Genomic DNA, 25,720 nt, shown 5'->3' on the forward strand with positions numbered 1-25,720 from the left:
CGAACCGAAACCGTGTCCACGATCAAGGGTCAAGGCCCCACCACGATCATGGAAATCATGAAGCTGGAGACTCCGCAGTCGGGGAGCATCCGCATCGACGGCGAAGAAGTCTCGCGACTGTCGCGTGCCGAGAAACTCGAGCTTCGTTCGCAGATGGCGATGGTCTTTCAAGACCCGATGGCTTCGCTCGACCCGCGCATGCCGATCGGCGACATTCTGCGTGAGCCGATGGAAGTGCAGGGTTACAGCGACGCCGAAATGGCGAAACGTGTCGACTGGCTCTTGCGCACGGTGGGCCTTCTCCCCGAACAGTCCGACCGATACCCGCAAGTTCTCAGGTGGGCAACGGCAGCGCATCGGCATCGCCCGAGCGCTCGCTTGCGACCCGCGGCTGGTCGTGCTCGATGAGCCGGTCTCGGCACTTGATGTCTCGATTCAGGCGGGGGTGATCAACCTCCTCGACGATCTCAAGAACCGCCTCGGGCTGAGCTACCTCTTCGTGTCACACGATCTCTCGGTGGTCTCGCATATCGCCGATCGCGTGGCCGTGATGTATCTCGGCAAGATTATTGAAATTGGCAGTACTGACGAGATTTTCGGAAGCGAACTCGCGCATCCCTATACGCGAGCGTTGCTTTCTGCCATCCCAATCCCGGACCCGACCGTGGAACGAGAGCGCGAACGGATCGTGCTCACGGGCGAACTGCCGTCGCCAGCGGAGACGCCGACCGGGTGCCGCTTCGTGAGCCGTTGCTACCTCTATCAGCACGTGCTCGACGACAAACAACGTGACCGGTGCGCGAGCGAAATGCCAGCGCTGGAACCGCGGGGAGATCGTGATCATTCGATTGCCTGCTTCCACGCTGAACTCACCGCCGGTTACGAACCAACCACAACTAAATAGCGCCAACAACTAGCTGAATACTCAACGAGGAAATGATCATGAACAAACCGCTTGCGACAGGCATTGCCGTCGTCGCAGCATTCGCGCTTGCCCTAACCGGGTGCGCACGTGCTGACGACGCGCCAACTGGCAGCGCACCTGGCGAGACTGGCGAGATCGGCCACATCGATGCCACTGCCAACATGATGAACACGGTCGACTACGACGGCGTGGGCGAAGGCGGCACACTGCGCCTCTACAACAATTCATTCCCGGCGAACTTCAATACCTCGCACTCCGATGGCAACGAGACCAATACGGTCGCCATCATGGAATCGGTCTACCCGACGCTCTTCGCCTACACGGCTGACGGTGAAGTGATTCCGAACGATCTCTACGCCCAGCGCATTGAGAAGACGTCAGACGAGCCGCTCACCTTCGAAATTGAGCTCGTGCACGGGCTGGAATGGTCTGATGGCACGCCGATCGACTTCAAGTCGATCAAGAACAACTTCGACGCCATGGTGAATGAAGAGTTCCAGGTGCCTTCACGCGAGGGCTACAACCGGGTCGAGTCGGTGGAACAGGGCGGCAATGAGTACACCGCAGTCGTCACCTTCAAGGCAGGCGAGGTGTATGCCGACTGGATCGGCCTTGCCGCCGTCATGCCCGACGCCCTCGTCGAGTCGGCAGACGCCTTCAACACGAGCTGGGTCAACGGCCCGACCGTGACCGGTGGTCCGTTCAAGATCGGCACGATCGACGCCGCGAACAAGGTCGTCACCCTGGTGCGCGACGACAACTTTAAGGGCGAGCGCAAGGCAAAGCTTGACCAGATTTCGTGGCAGACGATCGAGGATCCTTCGGCCGCCGCGACCGCGTTCAACGACGGCCAGCTTGACGTGATTGACGCCTCCAACCAGGCGATCTACTCGGTCGTCGTCGACAAGAGCGGCGAGGGCACCGACTTCGAGCTGCGCAGCGCCGCGGGCCCGAACTGGACCCACCTCACGCTGAACGGTAAGCCGGGCAACATCCTCGAAGACCAGAACCTCCGCCAGGCGTTCACGCTTGCCATTGACCGCAAGTCGATCTTCCAGGCACTCAACGGCACCATGCCATACCCCACTGGCATGGCTGACGACCTACTCGGTAACCACATGCTCGTGCAGAACCAGAACGGCTACGTGAACAACGCTGGCAACTACGGCGCCAAGGATGTCGGGGCTGCCAAGGAACTCATCGAAGCATCTGGCTGGACGCTCAATGGCGAGTACTACGAGAAGGACGGCAAGACCCTCGAGATTCGGTACGTCTACAACGCCGGTTCGACCACGAACGGCACCGTTGCGCCGATCGTGACTGAGAACCTCAAGGATGTCGGCATCAAGCTCGTGATCGAGCAGGTGCCGCCGACCGACCTCTTCTCGAAGTACGTCATCCCCGGCGACTACGACATGACGCTGTTCGGTTGGGCGGGTAACCCGTTCGTCACCTCATCGGTGTCGATCTGGCGCACCGAGGGTGAGCAGAACTTCTCGGGTGTCGGCACGCCCGAGGTCGACGCTCTGCTTGACGAACTGCAGTCGACGACCGATGTCGACAAGCAGACCGAACTGCTCAACAAGATTGATGAACTGCTGTGGCCAGTGGCGGGCAATCTGCCGCTCTTCCAGGCCTATGACTTCATCGTGGCGCACAACGACCTCGCAAACTACGGTGCTCCCGGCTTCCAATCGGTTGACTGGACGACCGTGGGCTATGTGAACGGCTCGCCGAAGCTCGGCTAGCCAAGGATGTGGCGAGGGCCTCAACGAACCACCTCGTGGTCGTTGGGGCCCTTCCGCTTTCCAGCAGACGCGGTTAAAAAACGCCGGGCCAGAGTGTCACGGCAAGGGGATAGCCAAGGAACGCCACGAGATCGAGCAAAAAGTGTGCGATGACGAGCGGCATGACTCGACGACGTGCGGGTCGTGCATCCGCACCGCCTGATCTTGGTCGTGACCACCAGACAAAAAATGCCGCGAACAGGATGCCCATGGCGACGTTGCCGAGCGCCATCGGCACGCCCTGGTAGAGGTGATACGAGCCACGCACGAGCGCCGAGGTGAGGATGATCGGCCACCAACCCCAGCCGAGCTGGCGCAGGCGCGTGACCAGGTAGCCGACCACGATGACCTCTTCGATGAGCGCGGCGCGCAGGGCGGCGAGCACGTAGAGCATCGCCGTCCACCAGGCGAGTTCGCTGTCGGCGGTCACGACCTGAGCGGTGGCACCAGCGAGGCGCGAAACGGCGTAGAGCGCAAGGCCGGGGATGCCGATGGCTGCGGCGAGGAGGAGGCCGCGGCCGAGGTCACGGCCGGGGGAGCGCAGGTCGAAGCCGAGGCGGCGGAAGCCGGATTCGCGGTGGCTCCAGAGTAGCCAGATGACGAGCGCGACCGGCATGAGCCTCGCGACGAAAACGACCAGGCGGTTGAGCACGTCGAAGAGCGGGAACGCGCTCACCGCGGGATTGATCGCCTGCGTCGTCTCGGCGATCGGGGTGGGGCCCGCGAGCGTTTCGAGGAGCGAGAGGAGGGCGTAGGCGGCCGAGGGGAGGAGCGAGAGGCCGAGCACGATCCAGATTTCCCAGCGCAGACGCCGCCGCGCATCGTGGATGCGGAGCGGGCGCGGGGTGGGCATGGCCGCCAGTTTACGGGGGCGGTGTGGGGGTCTCGAGACGCGCGCCCGATGCAGGCCCTATACTTGAACGTCCGCCAATTTCAATCGAAGGCACCCCTAACGCATGACTGCTCCGCTGGCCCATCGTTCCGACATCCGCAACGTCGCCATCGTGGCGCACGTCGACCACGGCAAGACCACCCTCGTCGACGCCATGCTCAAGCAGACCCACACCTTCGGCGAACACTCGCACTACGAGACCGACGAGCGCGTCATGGACTCGGGTGACCTCGAGCGCGAAAAGGGCATCACGATCCTCGCGAAGAACACCGCGATCCGCTACGACGGCGAGCACGCCGATGGGCAGACGATCATCATCAACGTCGTCGACACGCCCGGCCACGCCGACTTCGGTGGCGAAGTTGAGCGAGCCCTGTCGATGGTCGACGGCGTCGTCCTCCTCGTTGACTCGGCCGAAGGCCCGATGCCGCAGACCCGCTTCGTGCTCCGCAAGGCCCTCGAAGCCAAGCTGCCGGTGATCCTCCTCGTCAACAAGACCGACCGTCCGGATGCCCGCATCCCCGAGGTCGTCGAAGAAGCCCACGACCTGCTGCTCGGTATCGCCGGCGACCTTGCCGACGATGTGCCCGACCTTGACGTTGACGCCCTGCTCGACCTACCCGTGCTCTACGCCTCGGGCCGCGCCGGCGTCGCCTCGACCACGCAGCCCGACAACGGCTCATTACCCGACAACGACAACCTCGAGCCGCTCTTCGCCGCAATTCTCGAGCACATCCCGGCCCCGACCTACGACGAGACCGCGCCGCTGCAGGCCCACGTCACGAACCTCGACTCCTCACCGTTCCTCGGTCGCATGGCGCTCCTGCGCATCCACAACGGCACGCTCCGCAAGGGCGCGACCGTGGCCTGGGTGCACGATGGCGAGACGAGCAATGTGCGCATCACCGAGCTCCTCGAGACCATCGGTCTCGAGCGCGTGCCCACCGAAGAAGCCGGCCCCGGCGACATCATCGCGATTGCGGGCATCCCCGACATCATGATCGGTGACACCATCGCCGACCCGAACGATGTGCGCCCGCTGCCCGAAATCCACGTCGACGAGCCGGCCATCTCGATGACCATCGGCACGAACACCTCGCCGCTGGTCGGCAAGGTGAAGGGCCACAAGCTCACCGCCCGCATGGTGAAGGATCGCCTCGACCGCGAACTCATCGGCAACGTGTCGCTGCGCGTCAACGACATCGGTCGTCCCGACGCCTGGGAGGTGCAGGGTCGTGGCGAACTCGCGCTGTCGATCCTCATCGAGAACATGCGCCGCGAAGGCTTCGAGCTCACCGCGGGCAAGCCGCAGGTGGTCACCAAGGAAATCGACGGCAAGAAGCACGAACCGTTCGAGCACACCACCATCGACGTGCCTGAGGAGTTCCTCGGCGCGATCACGCAGCTCATGGCGGCCCGCAAGGCACGCCTTGAGGGCATGACGAACCACGGCACCGGCTGGGTGCGCATGGAGTTCACGGTGCCCTCTCGCGGCCTCATCGGCTTCCGCAGCGAGTTCATGACGCTCACCCGCGGTACCGGTATCGCCAACTCGATCTCGGCCGGCTACGAGCCGTGGGTTGGCCTCATCCAGACCCGCGTCAATGGCTCGATCGTTGCCGACCGTGCCGGTGTCTCGACCCCGTTCGCGATGATCGGCCTGCAGGAGCGCATGAGCTTCTTCATCGAACCGACCGACGAGGTCTATGAGGGCATGGTCATCGGCGAGAACACCCGCGCCGACGACATGGATGTGAACATCACGAAGGAAAAGAAGCTCACGAACATGCGTGCCGCGAGCTCCGATGAATTCGAGAAGCTCACCCCTCCGCGTAAGCTCACGCTGGAAGAGTCGCTCGAATTTGCTCGCGAAGACGAGTGCGTTGAGGTGACGCCCGAGAAGATTCGCATCCGCAAGGTCGAACTCGACGCCACCACCCGCGCCCGCGCAACCTCGCGAGCCAAGAAGGGCAATTAGCCGGATGCGCTCGGGTCGCGTCGTCGAACAACTCGTCACCTTCGGGTCGTTTGCCCTGTTCGGGGTGATTGCCGGAGTGATCACGACGTTCGCGCACCGAGTGCGATTCCAGCTCGGCGAGGTGATGATCTGGCACGGCATCGTGATCGCGCTCCTTGCCGTGTTGCTCATCACCATTGGCCTGCGCGTCTACCTCACCGAGAAGCTGCCCGCGATTGCCTTCGCGGTCGGTGTGGTTGGCGCTGTGTTTGCCCTGTCGACGTCGGGGATGGGGCACTCAGTCGTCATCCCGGGCGGCGGCCTCGGCGCCGTCGGGCTCATCTGGGTCTACGGCTCGGCGATCGCCGTCGCCCTGCCCGCAATCTGGCCGAGCGTGCCGCAACGCCGACCGGCCACACCCTCGGAGTAGGGTAGAAGCTCCCATCCCGCTCAAGAAGGAGACTCGGTCGTGACCTACGTTATTGCCCTGCCCTGTGTCGACGTGAAGGATCGCGCTTGCGTTGACGAGTGCCCCGTCGACTGCATCTACGAGGGCGAGCGGATGCTCTACATCCACCCCGACGAATGCGTCGACTGCGGTGCGTGCGAGCCGGTCTGCCCGGTTGAAGCGATCTACTACGAAGACGACGTGCCCGAGGAATGGGCCGACTACTACCGCGCAAACGTTGACTTCTTTGAAGAGATCGGTTCGCCCGGCGGCGCCGCAAAGGTCGGCGTCTACGACTTCGACCACCCACTCGTCGCCGCGCTCGCGCCCAACCAGAACCAGTAGCTCCGCATGGCGCTCGGCCCACTGCCCGACTATCCGTGGGACCTCCTGAAACCGATCCGTGCGGCGGCTGGCGAGCATCCCGATGGCGCCATCGATCTCACGATCGGCTCGCCCGTCGACCCGACGCCGGAGGTGATCCGCGCGGCGCTCGCCGAGGCGACCGATGCGCACAGTTATCCGACCACCCTCGGCTCGAACGAGGCGCGGCAAGCGATTGTCGATTGGTTTGCGCGGCGCCGCGGAGTTCCCGGGCTCACGCTTGACGAGACGATGGTGACCATCGGCTCGAAGGAATTCGTCGCGAACACCGCGCACTTTCTTGGCCTTGGCGAGGGCGATGTCGTCGTGCATCCCTCGGTGGCCTACCCGACCTACGACATGGGTGCCGTGTTCGCTGGCGCGAAGGCCATCGCCGAAGATGACCCGGCGAAATGGCCGGATGCGACCAAACTCGTCTGGCTGAACTCACCCGGCAACCCCGATGGCCGCGTGCTCGATGTGGCGGCATTGCGGGATGCGGTCGCCCGCGCCCGCGAACTCGGTGCGGTGATCATCAATGACGAGTGTTACGCCGAACTTGGCTGGGATGACTGGGCTGACCGCCGCATCCCGTCGATTCTTGACCCCGAAGTCGTCGGTGACTCGCGCGCCGGCGTGCTCGCCTCATCCTCGCTCTCGAAGCGGTCGAACCTGGCCGGCTATCGCGCGGCGTATGTAGCCGGCGACCGCGAGGTGCTCGCGCGCCTACTTGTTGCCCGCAAGCACGCGGGACTGATGATGCCGGCGCCGGTGCAACACGCGCTCGCGGTGGCGCTGGGGGCGGATGCGGCAGCTGACGAGCAGCGGGACCGGTACCGCCGCCGTCGCGAGCGGCTCAAGCCTGCGCTTGAAGCCTGGGGCCTGCGCATCGAGCACTCCGAGGCTGGCCTGTACCTCTGGGGTACGACCGGCGCGGACTGCTGGCCGACGCTCTCGTCGCTGGCCAGCATCGGCATCATTGCTGGGCCTGGGCAGTTCTACGGCTCGGCGGGGCAGCAGTACATTCGCGTGTCACTCACGGCGAGCGACGTCGATATTGACCGCGCCGCTGAACGGCTCGAAGCGGCCGTGCCTGGTGACTAAAGCTTTGTAGTGAACGGCAATCACTTCGCCGCGGTCGTTGTTCACTCCGTGAACACAGCCTGCCGACCAGTAGGCTAGTGCGAGGGCTTCGGCGCGTCACGAGCGGGTCGGCCTTCCCGCATCCCGTCACGTCCACAGGAGGTTCCGTGAGCGAACAGCAAGATTCGGCGCAGGCCGCGCCCGAGATCGCGACTCTGACGTACCCAGGTGGAACGGCCGAACTGCCGATTCTCCGTGCGACCGAAGGTCGCGACTCGATTGATTTCTCGACCTTTACGAAGCAGACCGGGCTCACCGCGCTCGACTACGGTTTCGTGAACACCGCCTCGACGCGCTCCGAGATCACCTACATCGATGGCGATGAAGGCATCCTGCGCTACCGGGGCTACCCGATCGAACAGCTCGCAAAGGGTTCGACGTTCCTCGAGGTCGCGTATCTGCTCATCTACGGTGAGCTGCCGACCGAAGAGGAATACCTCGCGTTCGAGAACCGCATCACCCGGCACACGCTCCTGCACGAAGACATCAAGCACCTTTTCGACGCACTGCCGTTCTCAGCGCATCCGATGTCGGTGCTGTCGAGCGCCGTCGCCGCACTCGCGACCTACTACGAGGACTCGCTCGATGTGCACGACCCCGAGGCCGTCGAGATCAACACGATTCGTCTGCTCGCGAAGCTCCCGGTGATCGCCGCCTACGCGCACAAGAAGTCGGTCGGCCAGGCGTTCCTCTACCCGGACAACTCGCTCTCGTTCGTCGACAACTTCCTCAAGCTCAACTTCGGCAACTTCGCTGAGCCCTATGAGGTTGACCCGGTGCTCTCGCGCGCACTCGACCGGCTGCTCATCCTGCACGCCGACCACGAGCAGAACGCGTCGACGTCGACGGTGCGCCTGGTCGGATCGACCGACGCGAACCTCTACGCTTCGATCTCGGCCGGCATCTCGGCTCTCTACGGCCCGCTCCACGGTGGCGCGAACGAGGCCGTTCTGAACATGCTCGCGCAGATTCGCGACTCGGGCGAGGGCGTGCAGCGCTTCGTGCAGAAGGTCAAGAACAAGGAAGACGGTGTGAAGCTCATGGGCTTCGGGCACCGCGTCTACAAGAGCTACGACCCGCGCGCGAAGCTCGTCAAGGAATCGGCCGACGAGGTGCTCGCTGCGCTCGGCGTCGACGACCCGCTGCTTGAGATTGCGGTGGAGCTCGAGCAGGCCGCGCTCAATGACGAGTACTTCCAGGCGCGTCGCCTCTACCCGAACGTCGACTTCTACACCGGCATTATCTACAAGGCGATGGGCTTCCCCACGCGCATGTTTACGCCGCTGTTCGCAATCGGTCGTCTGCCCGGCTGGATTGCCCAGTGGCGGGAGCAGAACGCCGACCCGAAGTCGAAGATCGGTCGCCCGCAGCAGCTCTACACGGGTGCCACCGAGCGTGAATACCCGAACGGTCGCGAGTTCTCAGACCACTAGGTAGCGCCAAAAGGGCCGACCTGAGGAATCGGGTCGGCCCTTTTGCGTTGGTGTTGCGGAGCGCGTCGGGGGATCGCGGGACGCGATCCGACGGCTAGCTAGTGAAGCATCGAGTTGAGCTCGATCCCTCGGCCCTCACGCGAAATCGCCTCGACCGCACCGCTCAGCGAGTTACGGCGGAACAGCAAGCTCGGCACATCAGCAAGCTCTGCGGCCTTGACCGTGCGCGCATTACCGTCGGCATCGGGATGCTGGGGGAGGAGCACCTTGGTTCCCGCCGTCACATAGAGTCCCGCCTCCACAACGCAATCGTCACCAAGCGAGATGCCGAGACCCGAGTTCGCGCCGAGGAGCGAGCGCTCACCCACGCGCACGCGCTGCGTGCCACCGCCCGAGAGCGTGCCCATGATTGAGGCGCCGCCACCAATGTCGGAGCCCTCACCAACGACGACACCCTGCGAAATGCGTCCCTCAACCATCGAGGTGCCGAGCGTGCCCGCGTTGAAATTCACGAAGCCCTCGTGCATCACGACAGTGCCGGGCGCGAGGTGCGCGCCGAGGCGCACGCGGCCACCGTCGGCGATGCGCACCCCCACGGGCACGACGTAGTCGAGCAGGCGCGGAAACTTGTCGATGGCGTACACCTGGATGCCCGCCCGACGCAGTTGCGGCAGCCGTGCGCGCACATCATCGGCCGGCATCGGACCGAGGTCGGTCCACGCGTTCGTCGGCAGGTGCCCGAAGATGCCGTCGAGGTTGATCGTGTTCGGCACCACGAGCAGGTGCGAGAGCAGGTGCAGGCGCAGATACGCATCGCCAACCGAACTCACCGGTGTATCCAGATTGCTCTCGACGAGCACCGGCCGCAGACGAACGCCGCGGCGCGCATCCTCGTGCGCACCATCGGCAAGTTCGGCCGGAGCGAGCGAGCGGTCGCGGCCCGCGGGCACCTCGCCGAGGCGGGGGTCGGGGAACCAGCAGTCGAGCATGGCGCCACTGTGGTCGTAGGTGGCGAGCCCGTCGGCCCAGGCGGAACGCGTCGTTGCGGTGGCAGGCGAAGTCATGGTTCCAGCGTAGTGGGGCTGGGGTGGTGCGCGTGGGCGGTGCTTCGAGGGCCTCAGCACGCGCACTTCGAGGGCCTCAGCACGCGCAACTAGACTTGCCGCATGTCTGTCGCCACGCCGATCGTTCCGCTCGACCTCACGGCCAGCTCCGTCGAACTCACTCGGATGCTCTGCGACATTCCCTCAGAATCGGGCGACGAAGCGCGAATCGCGGATGCGGTCGAAGCCGCCCTCGCGCACTACCCGCATCTGCAGGTGCTGCGATTTGGCAACACCATTGCCGCCCGCACCACACTTGGGCGGGCACGCCGCGTCGCCATCGCTGGGCACCTCGATACGGTGCCGATCAACGGTAATGTGCCCACTCGATTTGAAACGCTCTCGCCCGAAGATGCCGCCGCCGATGTCGCCGGCACGATCCCCGGCGAGTACCTCTGGGGCCGCGGCACGGTCGACATGAAAGCCGGCGTCGCGGTGCAGCTCAAGCTCGCCGCAGAACTCGTCAACCCCGTCGTCGACCTCACCTGGCTTTGGTACGAGAACGAGGAAACGAGCGCCGAGCTCAACGGACTCGGTTTGCTCGCGGCAGCGCATCCCGAACTCTTCGAAGCGGACTTCGCCATTCTTGGTGAGCCGACGATGGCGCAGGTCGAGGGTGGATGCAATGGGTCGATTCGCGCTGAGATTTACACCCACGGACGCCGCGCGCACTCAGCCCGAGCCTGGGCCGGGGTCAACGCGATTCACGCCGCAGCGCCGATTCTCGCCAGACTTGCGGCCCACGAGCCGGCCACGGTCTCGGTCGAGGGACTCGACTACCGCGAGGGGCTCAACGCCGTCGGGATCCGCGGAGGTGTGGCTGGCAATGTCATTCCCGATGAATGCGCTGTGCACGTGAACTACCGCTTCGCCCCCGATAAGCCGCTCGAAGAGGCTGAGGCGCAATTGCGAGCGTGGTTCGATGGCTTCGAGATCGACATCCTCGACCGCTCGGGCGCCGCCCGCCCCGGCCTTGACGCGCCGCTCGCACAGGAGTTTCTGCGGGCAGTGGGCGGTGTCGCGAAACCCAAGTACGGATGGACCGATGTGGCCAGGTTCTCGGCCCTCGGCATCCCCGCTGTGAATTACGGCCCCGGCGACCCGCAGAAAGCGCACGCCGATGATGAGCGCGTGCGACTCGACGAGATCACTGCCGTTGAGCGGGGGCTGCGCGACTGGCTCACCGGCGAGGATGCGGGAGCCACCGCTTGAGCGTGCGCGCGACCATCCCGGTGTTGCCGGCGCGTCACGTCGATGCGGCGATTCGGCGCGAGGATGCACCGCTCGCGAGTACCGCACATCCGTTCGTACTGCGCCTGCTCGCCATCCCGACGGTGTGGCAGCTCATCGCGATCTACTTCGCGACGCGAGTTGTCACCACCACGATCATGCTCGTGTTCGCGGCGAATCAGCCGGAGACCTGGCAGACGCCCGCCCAGCCCGATTACTTCACGTTCGCGAATATTTGGGATGCGGTTTGGTACCGGAGGATCGGCGAGGGCGGCTATCCGCGGGAGCTTCCCATCGGTGACCACGGTCGGGTTACCGAGAATGCCTGGGCGTTCATGCCGGTGTTCCCAGCGATCGTGCGGGTCATCTCGCTCATCACCACGTTGCCATTCCCGGTCGTGGCGGTGCTCGTGTCGGTGGCCGCGGGGCTTGCGACCGTGTTCGCGTTTCACCGGCTGCTGCGCCGCTTTGTCGGCGAGCGCACGGCGCTGTTCGCAGTGCTCTTGCTCTGTCTTGGCCCAGTGTCGCCGATGTTTCAGGTCGGCTATGCCGAGGCGCTGCACTTTTGGCTCCTGTGCGAGCTGCTTATCTTGCTCGTTGATCGGCGCTGGCTCGAGATGTTGCCGATCGTGCTTCTCGCGTCGCTCACCCGGCCCACGGGGCTCGCCTGGGCATTCACGCTGCTACTTGTGATTTTGCACCGGTATTGGCAGGCGCGCGTGGCGCGACTCGAGCGGTTTGACGCGCGCGAGCAGCGGCAGGCCTGGATCGCCGCGTTCTTCTCGGGGTTCGCCGGACTCGCCTGGCTGGCGATTGCCGGATTCGTCACCGGCCGACCGTTCGGCTACCTCGAGACCGAGATGGCGTGGCGCAATCACTACACCTCGGGCGCCGAAACGCTGCCGTTCACGGCGTGGTTCTGGGCAGGTGACTTCTGGTTTGGTCAACCGCTCGGCACGATTCTCGTGGTCGCTGTGGTGATCGGGGTGATCGCCTGGTTCTCGGCGCCATTTATGCGTCGCTTCGGCATCGAGATCAGGATGTGGGGCATCGCCTACTTCTCATATCTGTTCGCGGTGTTCTACCCGCAATCATCGATCTTCCGTCTCTGCTTCCCGCTGTTCCCGGCGCTCGCGCCGGTGGCGTTGCCGCAATCGCCGGTGTATCGCGTGGTGGTGTCGTTGCTTGCGGTGGCGGCGCAGGTGGCATGGCTCACCTGGATGTGGTTTGTCATCGGGCACGACTGGACGCCACCGTAAGCAGGGACTACCTCACTTTGGTTGGTCGAGTAGCGCGAAGCGCGGATCGAGACCCGAGCCGTAGGATCGAGAGATGCACACCCGAGACGCTGCCGTCCCCGCATCCGATGCCGAAATCTTCCGCGCCGCGCGCGACGGATTGCTCGCACTCCACGGCCGAAGTGACCGCGCCCGCAGCGAGTTCGTCTGGCCCGAGGTGAGCGACAACTTCAACTGGGCCACCGACTGGTTCGACGCGATCGCCGAGAACAACGACGACATTGCCCTCTGGATCGTCGAAGACGACGAGACTGAAGCTAAGTACCGCTTCGATGACCTGCGCCGCCGCTCGAACCGCGTCGCAAACTGGCTCGTTGACCTCGGTGTGCAGCCGGGCGACTCGGTCATGCTCATGCTCGCGAACCGCGTCGAACTCTGGGATGCGATGCTCGCCGTCCTCAAGATCGGTGCGGTCGTGGTGCCCACCGCCATCGTGCTCGGCTCGGCCGAACTCGAAGATCGCATCGAGCGCGCGCAGATTCGTTGGGTCATCACCGACGAGGCCGATGCCGAGAAGTTCGACTGGTTCCAGGGTGACTTCCAGGTCATCGCCGTAGGCGGTGCCAGGGGCGCGGAACGCGTCGCCATCGGCATCCGCAATGAATTCGACCTCAACCGTCCGCGCATCCCATTCGCCGACGCCGAAAGCTTTCCCGACACGGCGGTCGCGCGCGGCGCCGGTGGAGACGAGCCAGCGATCATCTACTTCACTTCGGGTACGACCTCGAAGCCGAAGATCGTGGTGCACTCACACCGCTCGTATCCGGTCGGACACCTCTCGACGATGTACTGGATCGGCATGCGGCCGGGCGATGTGCACATGGTGATTTCGTCGCCAGGATGGGGCAAGCACGCCTGGAGCTCGTTCTTCTCGCCCTGGCATGCCGAGGCGACGATCTATGTCGACAACTACGCGCGCTTTGATCCCGACAAGTTGCTCGCGCACCTTGACCGTGCCGGGGTAACCACGTTCTGCGCCCCACCGACGGTGTGGCGCATGCTCATCAAGCACGGCCGCACCGAGAAGCCTCGCGCTTTACGCGAGCTGCTTTCGGCGGGCGAGCCGCTCAACCCCGAGGTGATCGCGCGCATCCGCGAATGGTGGGGGCTGGAAATTCGCGATGGTTACGGCCAGACCGAAACGACGGCAATCCTCGGCAATGCGCCCGGGGATGCGGTGTTGCCCGGGTCGATGGGGAAGCCGCTTCCGGGTGTCGAGATCGTGCTCGTTGATCAGCATAGTGATGAGCGCATCCCGGCCGATCGTGCGCGCGCCGAGGGCGAGGTCTGTGTGGAACTCGCCAATGGCACTCCGCTCAACATCATGCTCGGTTACCTCGGTAATGATGAGGCAACTGCCGAGCGGCGTCGCGGTGAGCTCTTTCACACTGGTGATGTGGCGCAGCGCGACCCCGAAGGGCGCTACACCTTCGTTGGTCGCGTCGACGACATCTTCAAGTCGAGCGACTACAAAGTGTCGCCGTTCGAGGTGGAATCGGCGCTGATTGAGCATCCTGCGGTCGCTGAGGCTGCTGTGGTCGGCGCGCCCGACGACACTCGCCTCAACATCACCAAGGCCTACATTCAGCTTGCAGCTGGGTATGAGCCCGATGAGGCGACGGCGTTTGAGGTGTTGCAACACGCCCGCCAGGCCCTGCCGCCATATATGCGCGTGCGCCGCATTGAGTTTTATGAGTTGCCGAAGACGGTGTCGGGCAAGATTCGCCGCGTCGATCTGCGTGACCGCGAACAGCAATTCGCCCGCCGCGGCGAACGCCTCCCCAACGAGTGGCGTGAGGATGACTTCCCGGCGCTGAAGCGGCGTTAGCCGCGATGCGTCGGGAACAAAAGGGCGCCGTCCGGCGCTGAAGCGGCGTTAGCCGCTCGCGCAATGAAATGGTCGACCCGAGCATCTCGGGTCGACCATTTCGTAACTGCGCCTGGATTACTTCGCGGCGTCGAGACGCTCGGCGACGTTCTTCCAGTTGACGATGTTCCAGAACGCCGTGACGTAGTCAGCCTTGACGTTGAGGTAGTCGAGGTAGAAGGCGTGCTCCCACATGTCGAGCATGAGAACCGGGGTGATGCCGAACGGCACGTTGCCCTGCTGGTCGAACAGCTGGAAGGTGGTGGCGTTGCCGGTGCCCTGGTCGACACCGAGCACGGCCCAGCCCGAGCCCTGGATGCCCATGGCAACCGCGGTGAACTGCTTCTTGAAGTTCTCGAGGCCACCGAACGACTCGTCGAGGAGGGTGGCAGCCGAACCGGCCGGCTCCTCGTAGTCGGGGGTGAGGTTGGTCCAGAAGATCGAGTGGTTGTTCGCGCCACCAACGTTGAAGGCGAGGTCCTTCTCGAGCTTGTTGATGTTGGCGAAGTCGCCCTTGTCGCGGGCTTCAGCGAGCTGCTCGAGGGCGGTGTTTGCGCCCTTCACGTAGGTCGCGTGGTGCTTGTCGTGGTGGAGCTCCATGATCTTCGCCGAGATGTGGGGCTCAAGCGCCGCGTAGTCGTACGGAAGGTCGGGAAGTGTGAACTCAGCCATGGGGCAGATCCTTTCGACAGAGAGTCAGTTACGGGCGGCGCCGACAGGGTTCCGCGGCGCTACGTCCGGGTGCGACCTTACCGGCCGCCACAGAAGATAACCCGCGAACCTCCGGTGCATTCCCTAACTGCATCCTTTTGCATATTTATGACGTTCTCTTACGCGCTCGGGCGACCGCACGCGGGGTGCGAATTAGAAACCACCTGCGAGGGGATGAGATACTAGCTAGGTCAGACAAGCACAGGAGGCAGAGTTATGGCTGCAATGAAGCCGCGTACCGGCGACGGACCGATGGAGGCCGTTCGCGAAGGTCGACTCATCATCGTTCGCGTTCCGCTTGAAGGTGGCGGGCGACTCGTCGTCTCAGTGAACGATGACGAGGCGAAAGAGTTGGCTGCGGCCTTGACCTCGGCGGTCGAGAGCTAGCGCACTAGCGCTGAAGGGGTGTCGGGTAACCGGCGCCCCTTTCGTCATTTCCGTTACCCGCTAGTGGGCTATCGGCTAGTGGGCGACCGCGGTGATTTGCAATAGGCCACCGTCAATCGGGAGCACCGAAGCGACGAGATCGGGCTGACGCTGGAACTCACGCACGAGCGCGCGCAACGAGGCCGTCACCGGGTCGCGGCGAGCGGGGTCGGCGACGCGGCCGCCATTGAGCGCGTTGAGGGCGACGATGCTGCCGCCAGCGCGGACAATGCGCAGCGCGTGGGTGAGGTGCGCGGCCGCGTGCGCGAGGTCGGCGGCGACAAGCACGAGGTCGTAGGAGTTTTCGCTCATGCGGGGAAGCACCGCGAGCGGGTCGCCGGTGATGCAACGGATGCGGGCCGGCGCGTGACCTGCGGCAATCAATGCTTGGCGAGTGTCGGCGAGATATTCCGATTCGGCGTCGATGCAGGTGATCGTGGCGGTCGGGGCGCCGCGTTGCAACCAGGTTGTGGTGAGTCCGCCGGTCGAACCGATCTCGATGATGCGCTCGGCGCCGCTCGCCGCCGCCACAAAGGCGAGGTGCGCCCCGAGGGTGGGCGAGATGGTCGGCAGGCCTGATTCGAGCGCGAAACGGCGCGCGATGAGTTGCTCGGCGGTCTCGACAACCTGCTCGTCAACGAATCGGCGGCTCTTCTCGAGTTCGGACATTTCACCAGGCTACCGCGCGCCGACTACGCTGAGAGGATGGGCGCTCTGACGATCGACAAGCTGCTGATTATCGGCATCATCGCCATGCTCATTTTCGGGCCGGAGCGGTTGCCGATGATGGCTGAGCAGCTAGCCCGATTGATTAAGCGGGCGAAGGCCTGGACGACCGATGCGAAGGCGCGCGTGTCGGACGAGCTCGGTGAGGATTTCACCGATGAGGATTGGCGGAAGCTCGATCCGCGCCAGTACGACCCGCGTCGCATCATTCGGGATGCCTGGAATGAGATGGACGCACCGGCGCGTCCCTCATCGGCCGGGATGGCATCGGCATCAACCGGGGCTGCCGTGGCGGCGGCGATGAGCGGGATCGGTGCATCGTCGCGACCGGCATGGGCTGCGGCCGAGGCGGCGACGCCGCTCGTGCCGGGTGAAGCGCCGTTTGACAGTGAGGCGACGTAGGGGGCGTTCGACTAGACGGGGGAGACTCCGAGCGAGCGACCCGCGAGACCGCGCGGGCGATGCGCAAGGGCGCGCGCCGCATCCCGCAGCGCAACGGCAGCCGGATCATCCGGATGCGAGAGCACGAGCGGCACTCCTGCATCCCCGGCCTCTCGAAGTGACGGCGAGATTGGCACCTGCGCGAGCAGGGGCACATCCAGCCGCCGCGCAACGGCAACCCCGCCACCCTCGCCGAAGAGCGCAAACGACGAACCGTCGGACGCAAGCGAGGGCGAGAGCGTCTCAATGACGCCAACAACCTGCTGGCCGGTCTTCCGCGCCACGGCGCCCGAACGCCACGCCACCTCAGCGGCGGCAGGCTGCGGGGTGGTCACGACGATTGCCTCACTGCCAGGCAGGAGCTGACCCAGCGAAATCGCCACGTCGCCCGTGCCTGGCGGCAGGTCGAGCAACAGCACATCGAGGTCACCGAAATGCACATCGGTGAGGAACTGCTCGAGTGTGCGATGCAGCATTGGGCCACGCCAGGCGACGATCTCATCGGGCGATTGCAAGAACATGCCGATCGAGATCGCCGAGACCCCGTGGGCCACCGGCGGCAGCATGAGCTCACCCACCTGTGTCGGCTGCGTGCCCGCGGGCATCCCGAGCAGGCCCGGTACCGAGAATCCGTGCACATCCGCATCCACAATGCCGACCGCGAGCCCCTCGGCAGCCATCGCGGCGGCAAGGTTTACGGTGACCGTCGACTTACCGACGCCACCCTTGCCGCTCGTCACCGCGATCACGCGCGTCAGCGAGTCGCGGCCAAACGGTGTTGTCTTCGGGCGCGAGCCGCGCACTTTGGCGACGAGTGCATCCCGTTGCTCGCGGTTCATGACGCCGACCGTGAGGTCGTAGCTCTCGTCACCAATCGCCCGCTCGATTGCCGCGCGGGTATCGGCCTCGATGCGCGTGGCAGCAGGGCATCCGGTGATCGTGAGCAACAGTGACACCCGCACCGGGTCGGTTTCGATCGAATCGATCATGCCGAGGTCGGTGAGCGGGCGGCGAAGCTCCGGGTCTTCGACGCGGGCGAGTTCGGCGTGGATGCGATCGGCGAGCGAGTCGCTCATCGATCGCCCTCGGGGTTGCGGCGAATTGGCCGCGGCGGTGTGCGCGTGGGTTCGGGATCGCTTGCCGGGTCTTCGTCGAGCTCTTCAATGTCTTCGAGCAGCGACCGCAATTCAGCGCGAATGAAGTCTTTCGACGCGACGTCCTTCATCGCCATCCGCAGGGCCACAATCTCGCGCATGAGGTACTCGAGGTCGGCCGTATTGCGCTCGGCACGCTGGCGGTCCTGTTCGATCTGCACGCGGTCACGGTCATCCTGGCGGTTCTGCGCGAGGAGGATCATCGGCGCAGCATACGAGGCCTGCAGGGAGAGCGCGAGGGTGAGCACGGTGAAGCCGAGGTCGGAGGAGTCGAATCGCAGCTCGGTCGGTGCGGTCGTGTTCCAGGTGAGCCAGATCGCCACGAAGACGGTGAGGCCAAGGAGGAAGCCGGGGGTGCCGGATGCGCGCGCGACACCCTCCATGAAGCGGCCGAGCAGGTCACGGCTCTGCCGCGGCTGGTCACGCTTGTCGGACTGCTTCGCGGATTGCTTCTGCTTGGCCTTGCGCTGCCGGTCGGTGGCCTTGGGGCGCGCGAGCAGTTCGCTGTCGTCGACGTCGGTCATCGCCGCCTCCGTTCCTGCACCGCAATGGTCGTGGTGTCGGGGAGCATGATCGCGCCGGTCTCGAGCGACTCTTCGGCCGAGACGGTGCGCCAGTCATCCGGCAGGATGTGGTCGAGCACATCGTCAACGGTGATCACGCCGACGAGTCGGTCTTCGTCGTCAACGACCGGGAGCGCGACGAGGTCATAGCGGGCGAGCGAGCGCACCACCTCAACGTCGGTGGTGTCGGTGTGTACGGGCTCGGTGCGCTTGTCGAGAATGGCCCCGACGCGCTCGTGCGGCGGGTAGCGCAACAGGCGTTGGAAGTGCACGAGGCCCAGGTAACGGCCGGTCGGGCACTCATAGGGGGATGCGGTGACAAACACCGCGGTCGCCAGCGCCGCTGAGATTTCCTGTCGGCGGATGAGCACGAGGGCTTCGGCCACCGTTGCATCGGCCGAAACGATGATCGGGTCGGTCGTCATGAGACCACCGGCGGTATTCGGCTCGAATTCGAGCAGCATGCGCACGTCTTCGGCCTCTTCGGGCTCCATGAGCCCGAGCAGCGATTCCGACTTCTCGTCATCTAGGCGCGCGACGAGGTCAGCCGCGTCATCGGGCTGCATCCGGTCGAGCACATCGGCTGCGCGCTCTTCATCGAGGTGCTCGATGATGACGACCTGGTCGTCTTCGTACATTTCCTCGAGCACGTCGGCGAGCCGCTCATCCGGCATCTCTTCGACGACTTCGAGCATGCGCTCTTCGGGGAGCTCGAGGAGCGCATCGGCGAGGTCGCTCGGTTCCATCTCGGAGTGGGCCGTGAGGAATTGCGTTGCCGGGGTATCACCTTCGGGGTCGAGGTCGAGTTCAACCTCAGCCCAGGTCATATAGGCGCTCGGGGGCTTCCCGAAGAAGGTTTTTGTGGTGCGGGGGAGTCGCAGGTAGAGCTGGCCGATTGACCACTCGCCAGCATCGTCCTCTTCGATCGAGACGTCTTCAATGACGCCGCGCACGCCGGTCGAGCGCACCGTGACCGAGCGGTCGAGGAGGTCAGCGAGTACGCGTACCTCTTCACCGCGCTGTTCGAAGGGATGAAGTTCAGATTCATCCCACTCGACAATGAGCTGCGCCGAACCGATCGACGACACGCTCTCCATCGACACGAACACGCTTCGGCGAGTCGCACCGGTGAGTTCGACGAGGATGCCGTTGACATGCGGAGAGTGTTCAGAGCGGTAGTTGACGATGACATCGCGACAGCGGCCGACGCGATCGCCGTCCGGGTCAAACACCGGCGTGTTCGCGAGCCTGGCAACGAAGACCTTCGAGACACTCACCCGGCCATCGTAGTGCCGTCACACAGCGAGTTCCCTGCGCCACTCGGTGACAATCGACAACGTGACCCAGCCGACCAGTTCCCGCATCCGTAGCCGTTTTCCCCAGATCCCGACGGGAGACACGGTGGCTTCGTATTCGTCATATGAGGATGCGATGACCGCGATCGACCAGCTCGCCCGAAATGAGGGCTTCTCGATCGAGGCGATTTCGATTGTGGGCAGCGACCTAAAGTCGGTCGAACGCGTGACTGGACGCATGAGTTCGTGGCGAGCGGCGCTCGGTGGAGCGATGAGCGGCATCATGATGGGTCTCTTTTTCGGGGCCGTGATGATGCTGCTTGACCCGACGTCAAACATCGCGGTACTCGCAGGCATTGTGTTGCTCGCGACCGTATTCGGTGGCGTGTGGGGGCTCATCAGCTATGCGGTGTCGCCGCAGAAGCGCGAGTTCACCTCGGCCATGCAGGTGACCGCGAGCCGCTTTGATGTCATCGTGCCGCGCGAACTGGGGGCCCAAGCGCGGCAGATTCTTGGGGGAGCGGGTGGTGCGCATCTCGCACCAGCTACACCCGTCGTGCCCGCACCGCAGGTACCGGCGCCCGATGCATCCGCGCCAGTGGCGCCGCCTAGCGGGTCGGCTGAAGTGCCGGCTGACGCGCTCGCCGAGCCTGCGCCGCCAGCGACGCCGCCGCGCACCTATGGCGAGATGCAGGATGAGTTGCGTCGCCGTGAGCGCGAGGGTGGCAGCTAGCGCACTGCAACTGCGAGCGCGTCATAACTGTGAGCGAAAACTGCAAGTGGGAGCCCCGAGGGGCTCCCACTTCGCGTTTTCGCTCGTAGATGCGGGCGTGCCACGAGGCTCGTGGCGATTACTTCATCACATCTACTTGATCAGATGTACTGCATCAGATAACGTAGTTACTGCATCAGATGAAGGAGTTGCACATGATCGGTGGCGATGTCATCCGCGGGTACGTCGACCTGCTGGTGCTTGATTCACTCCTCGACGAACCCTCGTACGGCTACGCCGTCTCAAAGCGCATCGAGCAGCGCACCGACGGCCACTTTGAACTCAAAGAAACGACGCTCTATGCGGCCATGCGCCGCCTTGAACAAACCGGCGCCCTCGAATCGTTCAAGGGCGATGAAACCCAGGGTCGCCAGCGCACCTACTACCGAGTGACCGAGGCGGGCCTGCGCCTCTACGAAGACAAATGCGAAGAATGGCATGCCACTGTGAAAGTGGTCAGTCGCTTCGTGCGAAAGGACGGATCGAAATGAACGCCATCACGACCTATATCGACCACATGTTCCGCGCTCTGCCGAACACCGCCGAAGTGCGCCGAGCCCGCACCGAGCTGCAACAGATGAGCGAGGACCGCTTTCAGGAACTCCTCGCCGAAGGCGTGAGCGAGCACGAAGCAGTGGGACGGGTGATCACTCAATTCGGCAACCTCGATGAAATCGCCGACGACCTCGGTATTCGCGGTGAAGTCGATGGCACGATCGACCAGGGCGATGCCCCGCTCGAGGTCTCGACTGAAGAGGCCGAGCGCTTCCTGCAGGTGAATCGCCGTGGCTCCTGGCTGATCGGTGGCGGTGTCTTCGTGATCCTCGCGGGACTGACCGGACTCGTACTCGTGCAGGGCGGCGGTGTGCAGCTGTTCACCGAGGGAAGCCTCTTGCGCCTGAACGGCGAACCGATTGGGATGGCTATCTTGTTCACCGCAATTGCGATCGCGGTCGCGATGTTTATCATCGCGGGCATGTCAATGAGCCGCTACGAGCAATTCGAGGGCCGGCAATTGCGACTGGAACCGGGAACACTCGCGCACTATCAAGAGCGCCGCGAGGCTGAACGTGGCCGATTCACCGCATCGATCGTCAGCGGGGTCATGCTCATCATTCTCTCGGTCGCAGCCACCGCGATTGCCGGCTCGCTGGCGAATAGCGAGAGTGGCGCGTCAGGGAGCTCTGCGCTCTTGTTCATCGGTGTTGGTGTTGCGGTCGCTATTCTCGTGATCGGTTCCATGCGTCGTGGTGCGCTTGACCGCCTCACCGCGAAAGGTGACTACACCCCGGAAAAGCAGGAGGCCGCCACTCTTGTCGAGCGAGTTGCTGGTCCGTACTGGGTTCTTGCGCTCCTCGTGTTCCTCGCCTGGGGATTCATTGGCAATGCGTGGGATCGCAGCTGGATTGTCTGGCCGATCGCGGGTGTGCTCTTCGGGCTGGTGGCGGTGACCATGGAAGCGATCAAGCCGGGCAAGCGCGGCTAGCGACCTCCTGGAACGCACAAGCCCGAGCGATGCGGCCATACCTGGGCCGCGAATCGCTCGGGTTTGTCGTTAAGGGTCAGGTTCGTGCGGTTACTCGCCGCGAACCTCGCGCATCCAAGCTTCGACGTCGTCGGCCGTGCGTGGAATATCGATCGAGAGATTCTCGGCCCCATCAGCGGTGACCAGAATGTCGTCTTCAATGCGCACACCAATGCCGCGATACTCCTCGGGCACCGTGAGGTCATCGGGCTGGAAGTAGAGACCGGGCTCGATGGTGAACACCATGCCAGCCTCGACGGTGCCGTCAAGGTACATTTCCCGACGCGCCTGAGCGCAGTCGTGCACATCGAGGCCGAGGTGGTGGCTCGTGCCGTGCACCATATAGCGGCGGTGCGGTTGCTTGGCCGGGTCGAGCGCTTCGGCAAGCGGCATCGGCAACAGCCCCCATGCATCCAGGCTCGTCGCAATCGAACGCAACGCGGTGTTGTGCACATCGCGGAACGTGATGCCGGGGCGCACGATCGCGAACGCCTCGTCGGCAGCCAGGCGCACAGCCTCGTAGATCTTGCGCTGGATCGGGGTGAACTCACCATCGACCGGCAGCGTGCGGGTGATGTCGGCGGTGTAGTAGGAGTCGTTTTCGACACCAGCATCGACGAGCACGAGATCGCCCGGGTTCACGGCACCGTCGTTGTCAGTCCAGTGCAGGATGCAAGCGTGCGGCCCCGAGGCAGCAATCGTGCCGTACCCGACATCATTGCCCTCAAGGCGCGCGCGAGCAGTGAAGACACCCTCGACGATGCGCTCACCGCGGGGATGCTGGGCAGCGTCATCGAGTGCCCGAATGATGTCGTCGAAGCCGCGGCCAGTGGCGGCCACGGCGGCGCGCAGCTCGGCGATTTCGTAGTCGTCCTTGACGAGGCGCAGCTCGCTGAGGTCTTGCAAAAGTTGCGGGGTTGCGAGTTCAAGATCGCCGCGACGGGCCTCGAATTCGGTGAGTGAGCGGGTGGCGATGCCGAGATCGGCCGCGACCTGCTTGAGCGAGGGACGACGGCCGGTCCAAAACTCGCCAATGGCGGGGTTCACATAGAACTCGTCGGTGTCGCGGCCCGCGCCCTCGCGGAAGTAGAGCGTGACCTCGTGGCCCTCGGTTGCCTCGCCAGCGGGGATCGGCTCAAACACGAGCATGGCTCCCGGCACGGTGTCGGAGCCCCAACCGGTCAGCCAGGTGAACGCGGTGTGCGCGCGATAGGGATAGTCGGTGTCATTCGAGCGCTGCTTCGGGTCGCCAGCGGCGATCACGAGGCGCTCACCCGGATGCATTGCCGAGAGCTTCGCTCGACGTGCCGCCGTGTATGGGGCGGCGGCACGAGGCTCGGGGAGCGACTCCTCCTGGGGAGCCCAGCCGCTCGAGATGAACTCACGGAACTCATCAGTCTGCGGTGTCGTCGAGCGGTTCGAGTTGAGGGCGACCGCGTCCTGCGACTCAGCGGTTTCGGTAGTAGCGGTGTTCTCAGTCATCCGGCCATTGTCTCGCACCGAGCTGGGCATGCTCGATAGATGCGACAGGAACACGTCCGGCCGCATCCCGCTCGCATTTGGTCAGATAGACCGCAACCTAGGCGCGCGTGAGTTCAGCAAATACGGGCCGATGATCAGAACCCGACCGATCCTCGCGAGTGATCACCTCGAAGCCCGTCACCTTCCACGTTGGCGTGTACATCACGTGGTCAATTGCTGGCACGAGCGCCGGCGGACGACCACTCGTCCAGGTACCGAGTGCCGCAGAGCCAGCATCGAGCGCCGCATCCCGGCAGCCGCCGAGCACCGCGCCCGAAACTGAGCTGTCTTCGAGACCAACGAGGTGGTCGAGGGTGGCGTTGAAATCACCCGCGACGATGGCATCGCCGGTGCACACCGTGCTCAACCACGTGAGGTCATCGCGCCAATGCGACATCTGCTCGGGCACTGGGGCGACCGGATGCGCGGCAACGAGGGTCGGACCCTCGCCGTTTTTGGGGACGGCGACGACGGTCGCGAGCACCGAGGTGTCGCCGAGTGCTTCGGTGACCTCATACTCGCCGAGTTCGGCCGAGACAAGGAGGGTCGTCTCTGCCGCCCGATAGCCGGGCGCGCCGCTGTGTGAGAGCACCCACATGGGTTTTCCGGCCTCACGCAGGAGGCCCGCGATCTCCATCCCCATGTCTTCGGTGGTCTCGGGCAACATGAGCACATCCACGTCGTAGTCGATGGCCAATTGCGCGATCGTGGGTGAGCCCGGCTCGTTGCCGAGCGTGTTCCAGGTGAGCACGCGCACCGCATCCGCGGCGCCGGTCGGCGGCACCGAGGCGTTGTAGCCGCGACTGAGCAGTAGCCCGCCGAGACTCAGCGCGGTGACGAGCAACACGACTGTCATGCCACCAAAGAGCGCACGGGTCTGTCGTGATACGAGTATGAGCGCCAACCCCGCGATGAGCGCCACCCCGACACCAATGAGCATCACGAGCCGGAACGAGATGATCTGAGTGAACGGCAGCTCGCGCTGCCAGCCAAGCAATTGTGGCCACACGAGCAGGATGGCGGCGGCCGCGGTGATCATCGCGATCAGGAAGCCGGCGACGTACCATCCGGCCGAGATGCGCTTGCGAGGTGACTTAGGTGAGGTCATGGCGTCGCTCAGAGTAGCCGCCGCGTCCTGAAGAACCGGGGGAGTACGCGCCGAATTCCAAGGGTTGCGCGGGCAACGCATAGGATCAGCCCATGAGCGCATCGGTATTCGACGTGTGGCGGCCGATCGACCTGCACGCCCACTCCAACGTCTCGGACGGCACAGAACCTCCCGCGGAAGTGATGCGCCAGGCGGCACTCGCGGGACTCGGCACCATCGCGCTCACCGATCACGACTCGCTCGACGGCTGGGATGAAGCCGGTCGCGCCGCCCGCGAAGAGGGTTTGACGCTCATCCCCGGAGTCGAGTTCTCGACCCAGATCGGTGCCGGGTCGGTACACATGCTCGGCTATCTCGTCGACCCGAACTACGAGCCCCTCGTTGACACCATGAACGCAGTGCGGGTGAGCCGACTCACGCGGGCCGAACGCATGGTGGAGCGCATTGCCCGCGATTACCCGCTGCAATGGCACGATGTGCTCGCGGTGACCGAAGAGGGCGCGACGGTTGGTCGGCCGCATATTGCCGATGCGCTCGCGCTCAAGGGGATCGTTGCCGATCGCAATGAGGCGTTCGCGACGATCCTGCACTGGCAGGGTGGTTACTACCAGCCACACGAAGCACCGCATCCGACCGATGCCATCGCGCTCATTCGGGCGGCGGGCGGCGTCGCGGTGCTCGCGCATCCAGGTTCACGAGGACGCCGCGCGATGACCGATGGCAACTTGGAATTGCTTGTAGATGCGGGGCTACAGGGTCTCGAGGTTGGGCACCGTGAAAACGATGAGCTCAATCGCTCGCTCCTGCGCGGGTATGCGCGGAAGTGGAACCTATTGATGACGGGGTCGAGCGACTATCACGGTGCGGGGAAGCCGAACCGGCTCGGGGAGAACACCACCGAGCCGGAACAGCTGCAACGCATCATCGATCTCGCGACAGGGTCGGAGCCGGTGACGCCGTAGGACCAAGCTGCGGGAGCGGGCTCGTGGTCTCGATTCGTCGCTACGCTCCTACTCGACCACCCAAATGTGG

The 25,720-nt window shown here is 64.4% G+C and carries 26 protein-coding genes; 17 read left to right on the plus strand and 9 right to left on the minus strand.

Annotation, left to right across the window (positions count from 1 at the left end):
• From EG850_RS13720 to EG850_RS00010, 3 genes are all read left to right on the plus strand, one after another.
• The coding region (locus EG850_RS13720; protein WP_407920575.1) for an ATP-binding cassette domain-containing protein at positions 1-408 on the plus strand (408 nt) is incomplete at its 5' end.
• On the plus strand, positions 362-904 hold the full coding sequence (locus EG850_RS13725; protein WP_407920576.1) for an oligopeptide/dipeptide ABC transporter ATP-binding protein: 543 nt from the start codon (positions 362-364) through the stop codon (positions 902-904). The genes EG850_RS13720 and EG850_RS13725, both read left to right, overlap by 47 nt.
• Before the next feature lie 38 nt (positions 905-942).
• Positions 943-2,673 (plus strand): ABC transporter family substrate-binding protein, encoded by a 1,731-nt coding sequence (locus EG850_RS00010; protein WP_124968589.1) that lies wholly within the window; start codon positions 943-945, stop codon positions 2,671-2,673.
• A 73-nt stretch (positions 2,674-2,746) separates the two neighbouring features.
• On the opposite strand, the gene EG850_RS00015 is transcribed toward EG850_RS00010, so the two are convergent.
• The gene (locus tag EG850_RS00015) at positions 2,747-3,565 is read right to left on the minus strand and encodes a CPBP family intramembrane glutamic endopeptidase (protein WP_124968591.1); all 819 of its coding nucleotides are present in this window, start codon (positions 3,563-3,565) and stop codon (positions 2,747-2,749) included.
• 103 nt (positions 3,566-3,668) lie between these two features.
• Here EG850_RS00015 and typA point away from each other — a divergent pair, with 103 nt between their 5' ends.
• The 5 genes from typA (at position 3,669) to EG850_RS00040 (ending at position 8,948) form a co-directional block, all read left to right on the plus strand.
• Positions 3,669-5,582, plus strand: coding sequence for a translational GTPase TypA (gene typA / locus EG850_RS00020; RefSeq protein ID WP_124968593.1), 1,914 nt, complete (start codon positions 3,669-3,671; stop codon positions 5,580-5,582).
• A 4-nt stretch (positions 5,583-5,586) separates the two neighbouring features.
• Positions 5,587-5,991 carry a hypothetical protein gene (locus tag EG850_RS00025; RefSeq protein ID WP_124968595.1) on the plus strand — a complete coding sequence of 135 codons (405 nt, stop codon included), beginning with the start codon at positions 5,587-5,589 and terminating at the stop codon, positions 5,989-5,991.
• Between the two features lie 39 nt (positions 5,992-6,030).
• Positions 6,031-6,354: a ferredoxin gene (gene fdxA / locus EG850_RS00030; protein ID WP_124968597.1), complete on the plus strand. Its 324-nt coding sequence runs from the start codon at positions 6,031-6,033 to the stop codon at positions 6,352-6,354.
• A 6-nt stretch (positions 6,355-6,360) separates the two neighbouring features.
• Positions 6,361-7,476 (plus strand): succinyldiaminopimelate transaminase, encoded by a 1,116-nt coding sequence (dapC, locus tag EG850_RS00035; RefSeq protein ID WP_124968599.1) that lies wholly within the window; start codon positions 6,361-6,363, stop codon positions 7,474-7,476.
• A 146-nt stretch (positions 7,477-7,622) separates the two neighbouring features.
• Positions 7,623-8,948, plus strand: coding sequence for a citrate synthase (locus tag EG850_RS00040; RefSeq protein ID WP_124968601.1), 1,326 nt, complete (start codon positions 7,623-7,625; stop codon positions 8,946-8,948).
• Positions 8,949-9,046: 98 nt separating this feature from the next.
• On the opposite strand, the gene dapD is transcribed toward EG850_RS00040, so the two are convergent.
• Complete coding sequence (gene dapD, locus EG850_RS00045; protein WP_124968603.1) at positions 9,047-10,012, minus strand: 2,3,4,5-tetrahydropyridine-2,6-dicarboxylate N-succinyltransferase; 966 nt, start codon at positions 10,010-10,012, stop codon at positions 9,047-9,049.
• A gap of 102 nt (positions 10,013-10,114) precedes the next feature.
• On the opposite strand from dapD, the gene dapE reads away from it, so the two are divergent.
• From dapE to EG850_RS00060, 3 genes are all read left to right on the plus strand, one after another.
• Positions 10,115-11,263: a succinyl-diaminopimelate desuccinylase gene (dapE, locus tag EG850_RS00050; protein WP_124968605.1), complete on the plus strand. Its 1,149-nt coding sequence runs from the start codon at positions 10,115-10,117 to the stop codon at positions 11,261-11,263.
• Positions 11,260-12,540 carry a hypothetical protein gene (locus EG850_RS00055; protein ID WP_124968607.1) on the plus strand — a complete coding sequence of 427 codons (1,281 nt, stop codon included), beginning with the start codon at positions 11,260-11,262 and terminating at the stop codon, positions 12,538-12,540. Before dapE ends, EG850_RS00055 begins: the two co-directional genes overlap by 4 nt.
• A gap of 73 nt (positions 12,541-12,613) precedes the next feature.
• On the plus strand, positions 12,614-14,407 hold the full coding sequence (locus tag EG850_RS00060) for an AMP-binding protein (protein ID WP_124968609.1): 1,794 nt from the start codon (positions 12,614-12,616) through the stop codon (positions 14,405-14,407).
• Positions 14,408-14,524: 117 nt separating this feature from the next.
• On the opposite strand, the gene EG850_RS00065 is transcribed toward EG850_RS00060, so the two are convergent.
• On the minus strand, positions 14,525-15,118 hold the full coding sequence (locus EG850_RS00065) for a superoxide dismutase (RefSeq protein ID WP_124968611.1): 594 nt from the start codon (positions 15,116-15,118) through the stop codon (positions 14,525-14,527).
• Positions 15,119-15,373: 255 nt separating this feature from the next.
• Here EG850_RS00065 and EG850_RS00070 point away from each other — a divergent pair, with 255 nt between their 5' ends.
• Complete coding sequence (locus tag EG850_RS00070; RefSeq protein WP_124968613.1) at positions 15,374-15,544, plus strand: DUF3117 domain-containing protein; 171 nt, start codon at positions 15,374-15,376, stop codon at positions 15,542-15,544.
• 75 nt (positions 15,545-15,619) lie between these two features.
• Here EG850_RS00070 and EG850_RS00075 read toward each other — a convergent pair whose 3' ends face one another.
• On the minus strand, positions 15,620-16,252 hold the full coding sequence (locus EG850_RS00075; protein WP_124968615.1) for an O-methyltransferase: 633 nt from the start codon (positions 16,250-16,252) through the stop codon (positions 15,620-15,622).
• 36 nt (positions 16,253-16,288) lie between these two features.
• Here EG850_RS00075 and EG850_RS00080 point away from each other — a divergent pair, with 36 nt between their 5' ends.
• Positions 16,289-16,711, plus strand: coding sequence for a twin-arginine translocase TatA/TatE family subunit (locus EG850_RS00080; protein WP_124968617.1), 423 nt, complete (start codon positions 16,289-16,291; stop codon positions 16,709-16,711).
• Positions 16,712-16,722: 11 nt separating this feature from the next.
• On the opposite strand, the gene EG850_RS00085 is transcribed toward EG850_RS00080, so the two are convergent.
• The 3 genes from EG850_RS00085 to EG850_RS00095 are packed head-to-tail and all read right to left on the minus strand — an operon-like array spanning position 16,723 to position 19,744.
• Positions 16,723-17,826 (minus strand): P-loop NTPase, encoded by a 1,104-nt coding sequence (locus EG850_RS00085; protein ID WP_124968619.1) that lies wholly within the window; start codon positions 17,824-17,826, stop codon positions 16,723-16,725.
• The gene (locus EG850_RS00090) at positions 17,823-18,428 is read right to left on the minus strand and encodes a DUF1003 domain-containing protein (protein WP_124968621.1); all 606 of its coding nucleotides are present in this window, start codon (positions 18,426-18,428) and stop codon (positions 17,823-17,825) included. The genes EG850_RS00085 and EG850_RS00090 overlap by 4 nt, the downstream gene beginning before the upstream one ends.
• Positions 18,425-19,744, minus strand: a complete 1,320-nt coding sequence (locus EG850_RS00095) for a magnesium transporter MgtE N-terminal domain-containing protein (RefSeq protein WP_124968623.1) — start codon at positions 19,742-19,744, stop codon at positions 18,425-18,427. The genes EG850_RS00090 and EG850_RS00095 overlap by 4 nt, the downstream gene beginning before the upstream one ends.
• Before the next feature lie 61 nt (positions 19,745-19,805).
• Here EG850_RS00095 and EG850_RS00100 point away from each other — a divergent pair, with 61 nt between their 5' ends.
• The 3 genes from EG850_RS00100 (at position 19,806) to EG850_RS00110 (ending at position 22,020) form a co-directional block, all read left to right on the plus strand.
• Positions 19,806-20,495 carry a general stress protein gene (locus EG850_RS00100; protein ID WP_124968625.1) on the plus strand — a complete coding sequence of 230 codons (690 nt, stop codon included), beginning with the start codon at positions 19,806-19,808 and terminating at the stop codon, positions 20,493-20,495.
• A gap of 194 nt (positions 20,496-20,689) precedes the next feature.
• Positions 20,690-21,025 (plus strand): PadR family transcriptional regulator, encoded by a 336-nt coding sequence (locus tag EG850_RS00105; RefSeq protein ID WP_124968627.1) that lies wholly within the window; start codon positions 20,690-20,692, stop codon positions 21,023-21,025.
• Complete coding sequence (locus tag EG850_RS00110) at positions 21,022-22,020, plus strand: permease prefix domain 1-containing protein (RefSeq protein WP_124968629.1); 999 nt, start codon at positions 21,022-21,024, stop codon at positions 22,018-22,020. Before EG850_RS00105 ends, EG850_RS00110 begins: the two co-directional genes overlap by 4 nt.
• A gap of 90 nt (positions 22,021-22,110) precedes the next feature.
• Here the strand turns inward: EG850_RS00110 and EG850_RS00115 are convergent, their stop codons facing one another.
• Both EG850_RS00115 and EG850_RS00120 read right to left on the minus strand, forming a co-directional pair.
• Positions 22,111-23,541: an aminopeptidase P family protein gene (locus tag EG850_RS00115; protein ID WP_124968632.1), complete on the minus strand. Its 1,431-nt coding sequence runs from the start codon at positions 23,539-23,541 to the stop codon at positions 22,111-22,113.
• A 97-nt stretch (positions 23,542-23,638) separates the two neighbouring features.
• Positions 23,639-24,688 carry an endonuclease/exonuclease/phosphatase family protein gene (locus EG850_RS00120; RefSeq protein WP_185714872.1) on the minus strand — a complete coding sequence of 350 codons (1,050 nt, stop codon included), beginning with the start codon at positions 24,686-24,688 and terminating at the stop codon, positions 23,639-23,641.
• Between the two features lie 92 nt (positions 24,689-24,780).
• On the opposite strand from EG850_RS00120, the gene EG850_RS00125 reads away from it, so the two are divergent.
• Complete coding sequence (locus EG850_RS00125; protein ID WP_124968636.1) at positions 24,781-25,650, plus strand: PHP domain-containing protein; 870 nt, start codon at positions 24,781-24,783, stop codon at positions 25,648-25,650.
• Positions 25,651-25,720 lie beyond the last annotated feature (70 nt).

The organism is Gulosibacter macacae (assembly GCF_003865375.1).
Taxonomy (GTDB): domain Bacteria; phylum Actinomycetota; class Actinomycetes; order Actinomycetales; family Microbacteriaceae; genus Gulosibacter; species Gulosibacter macacae.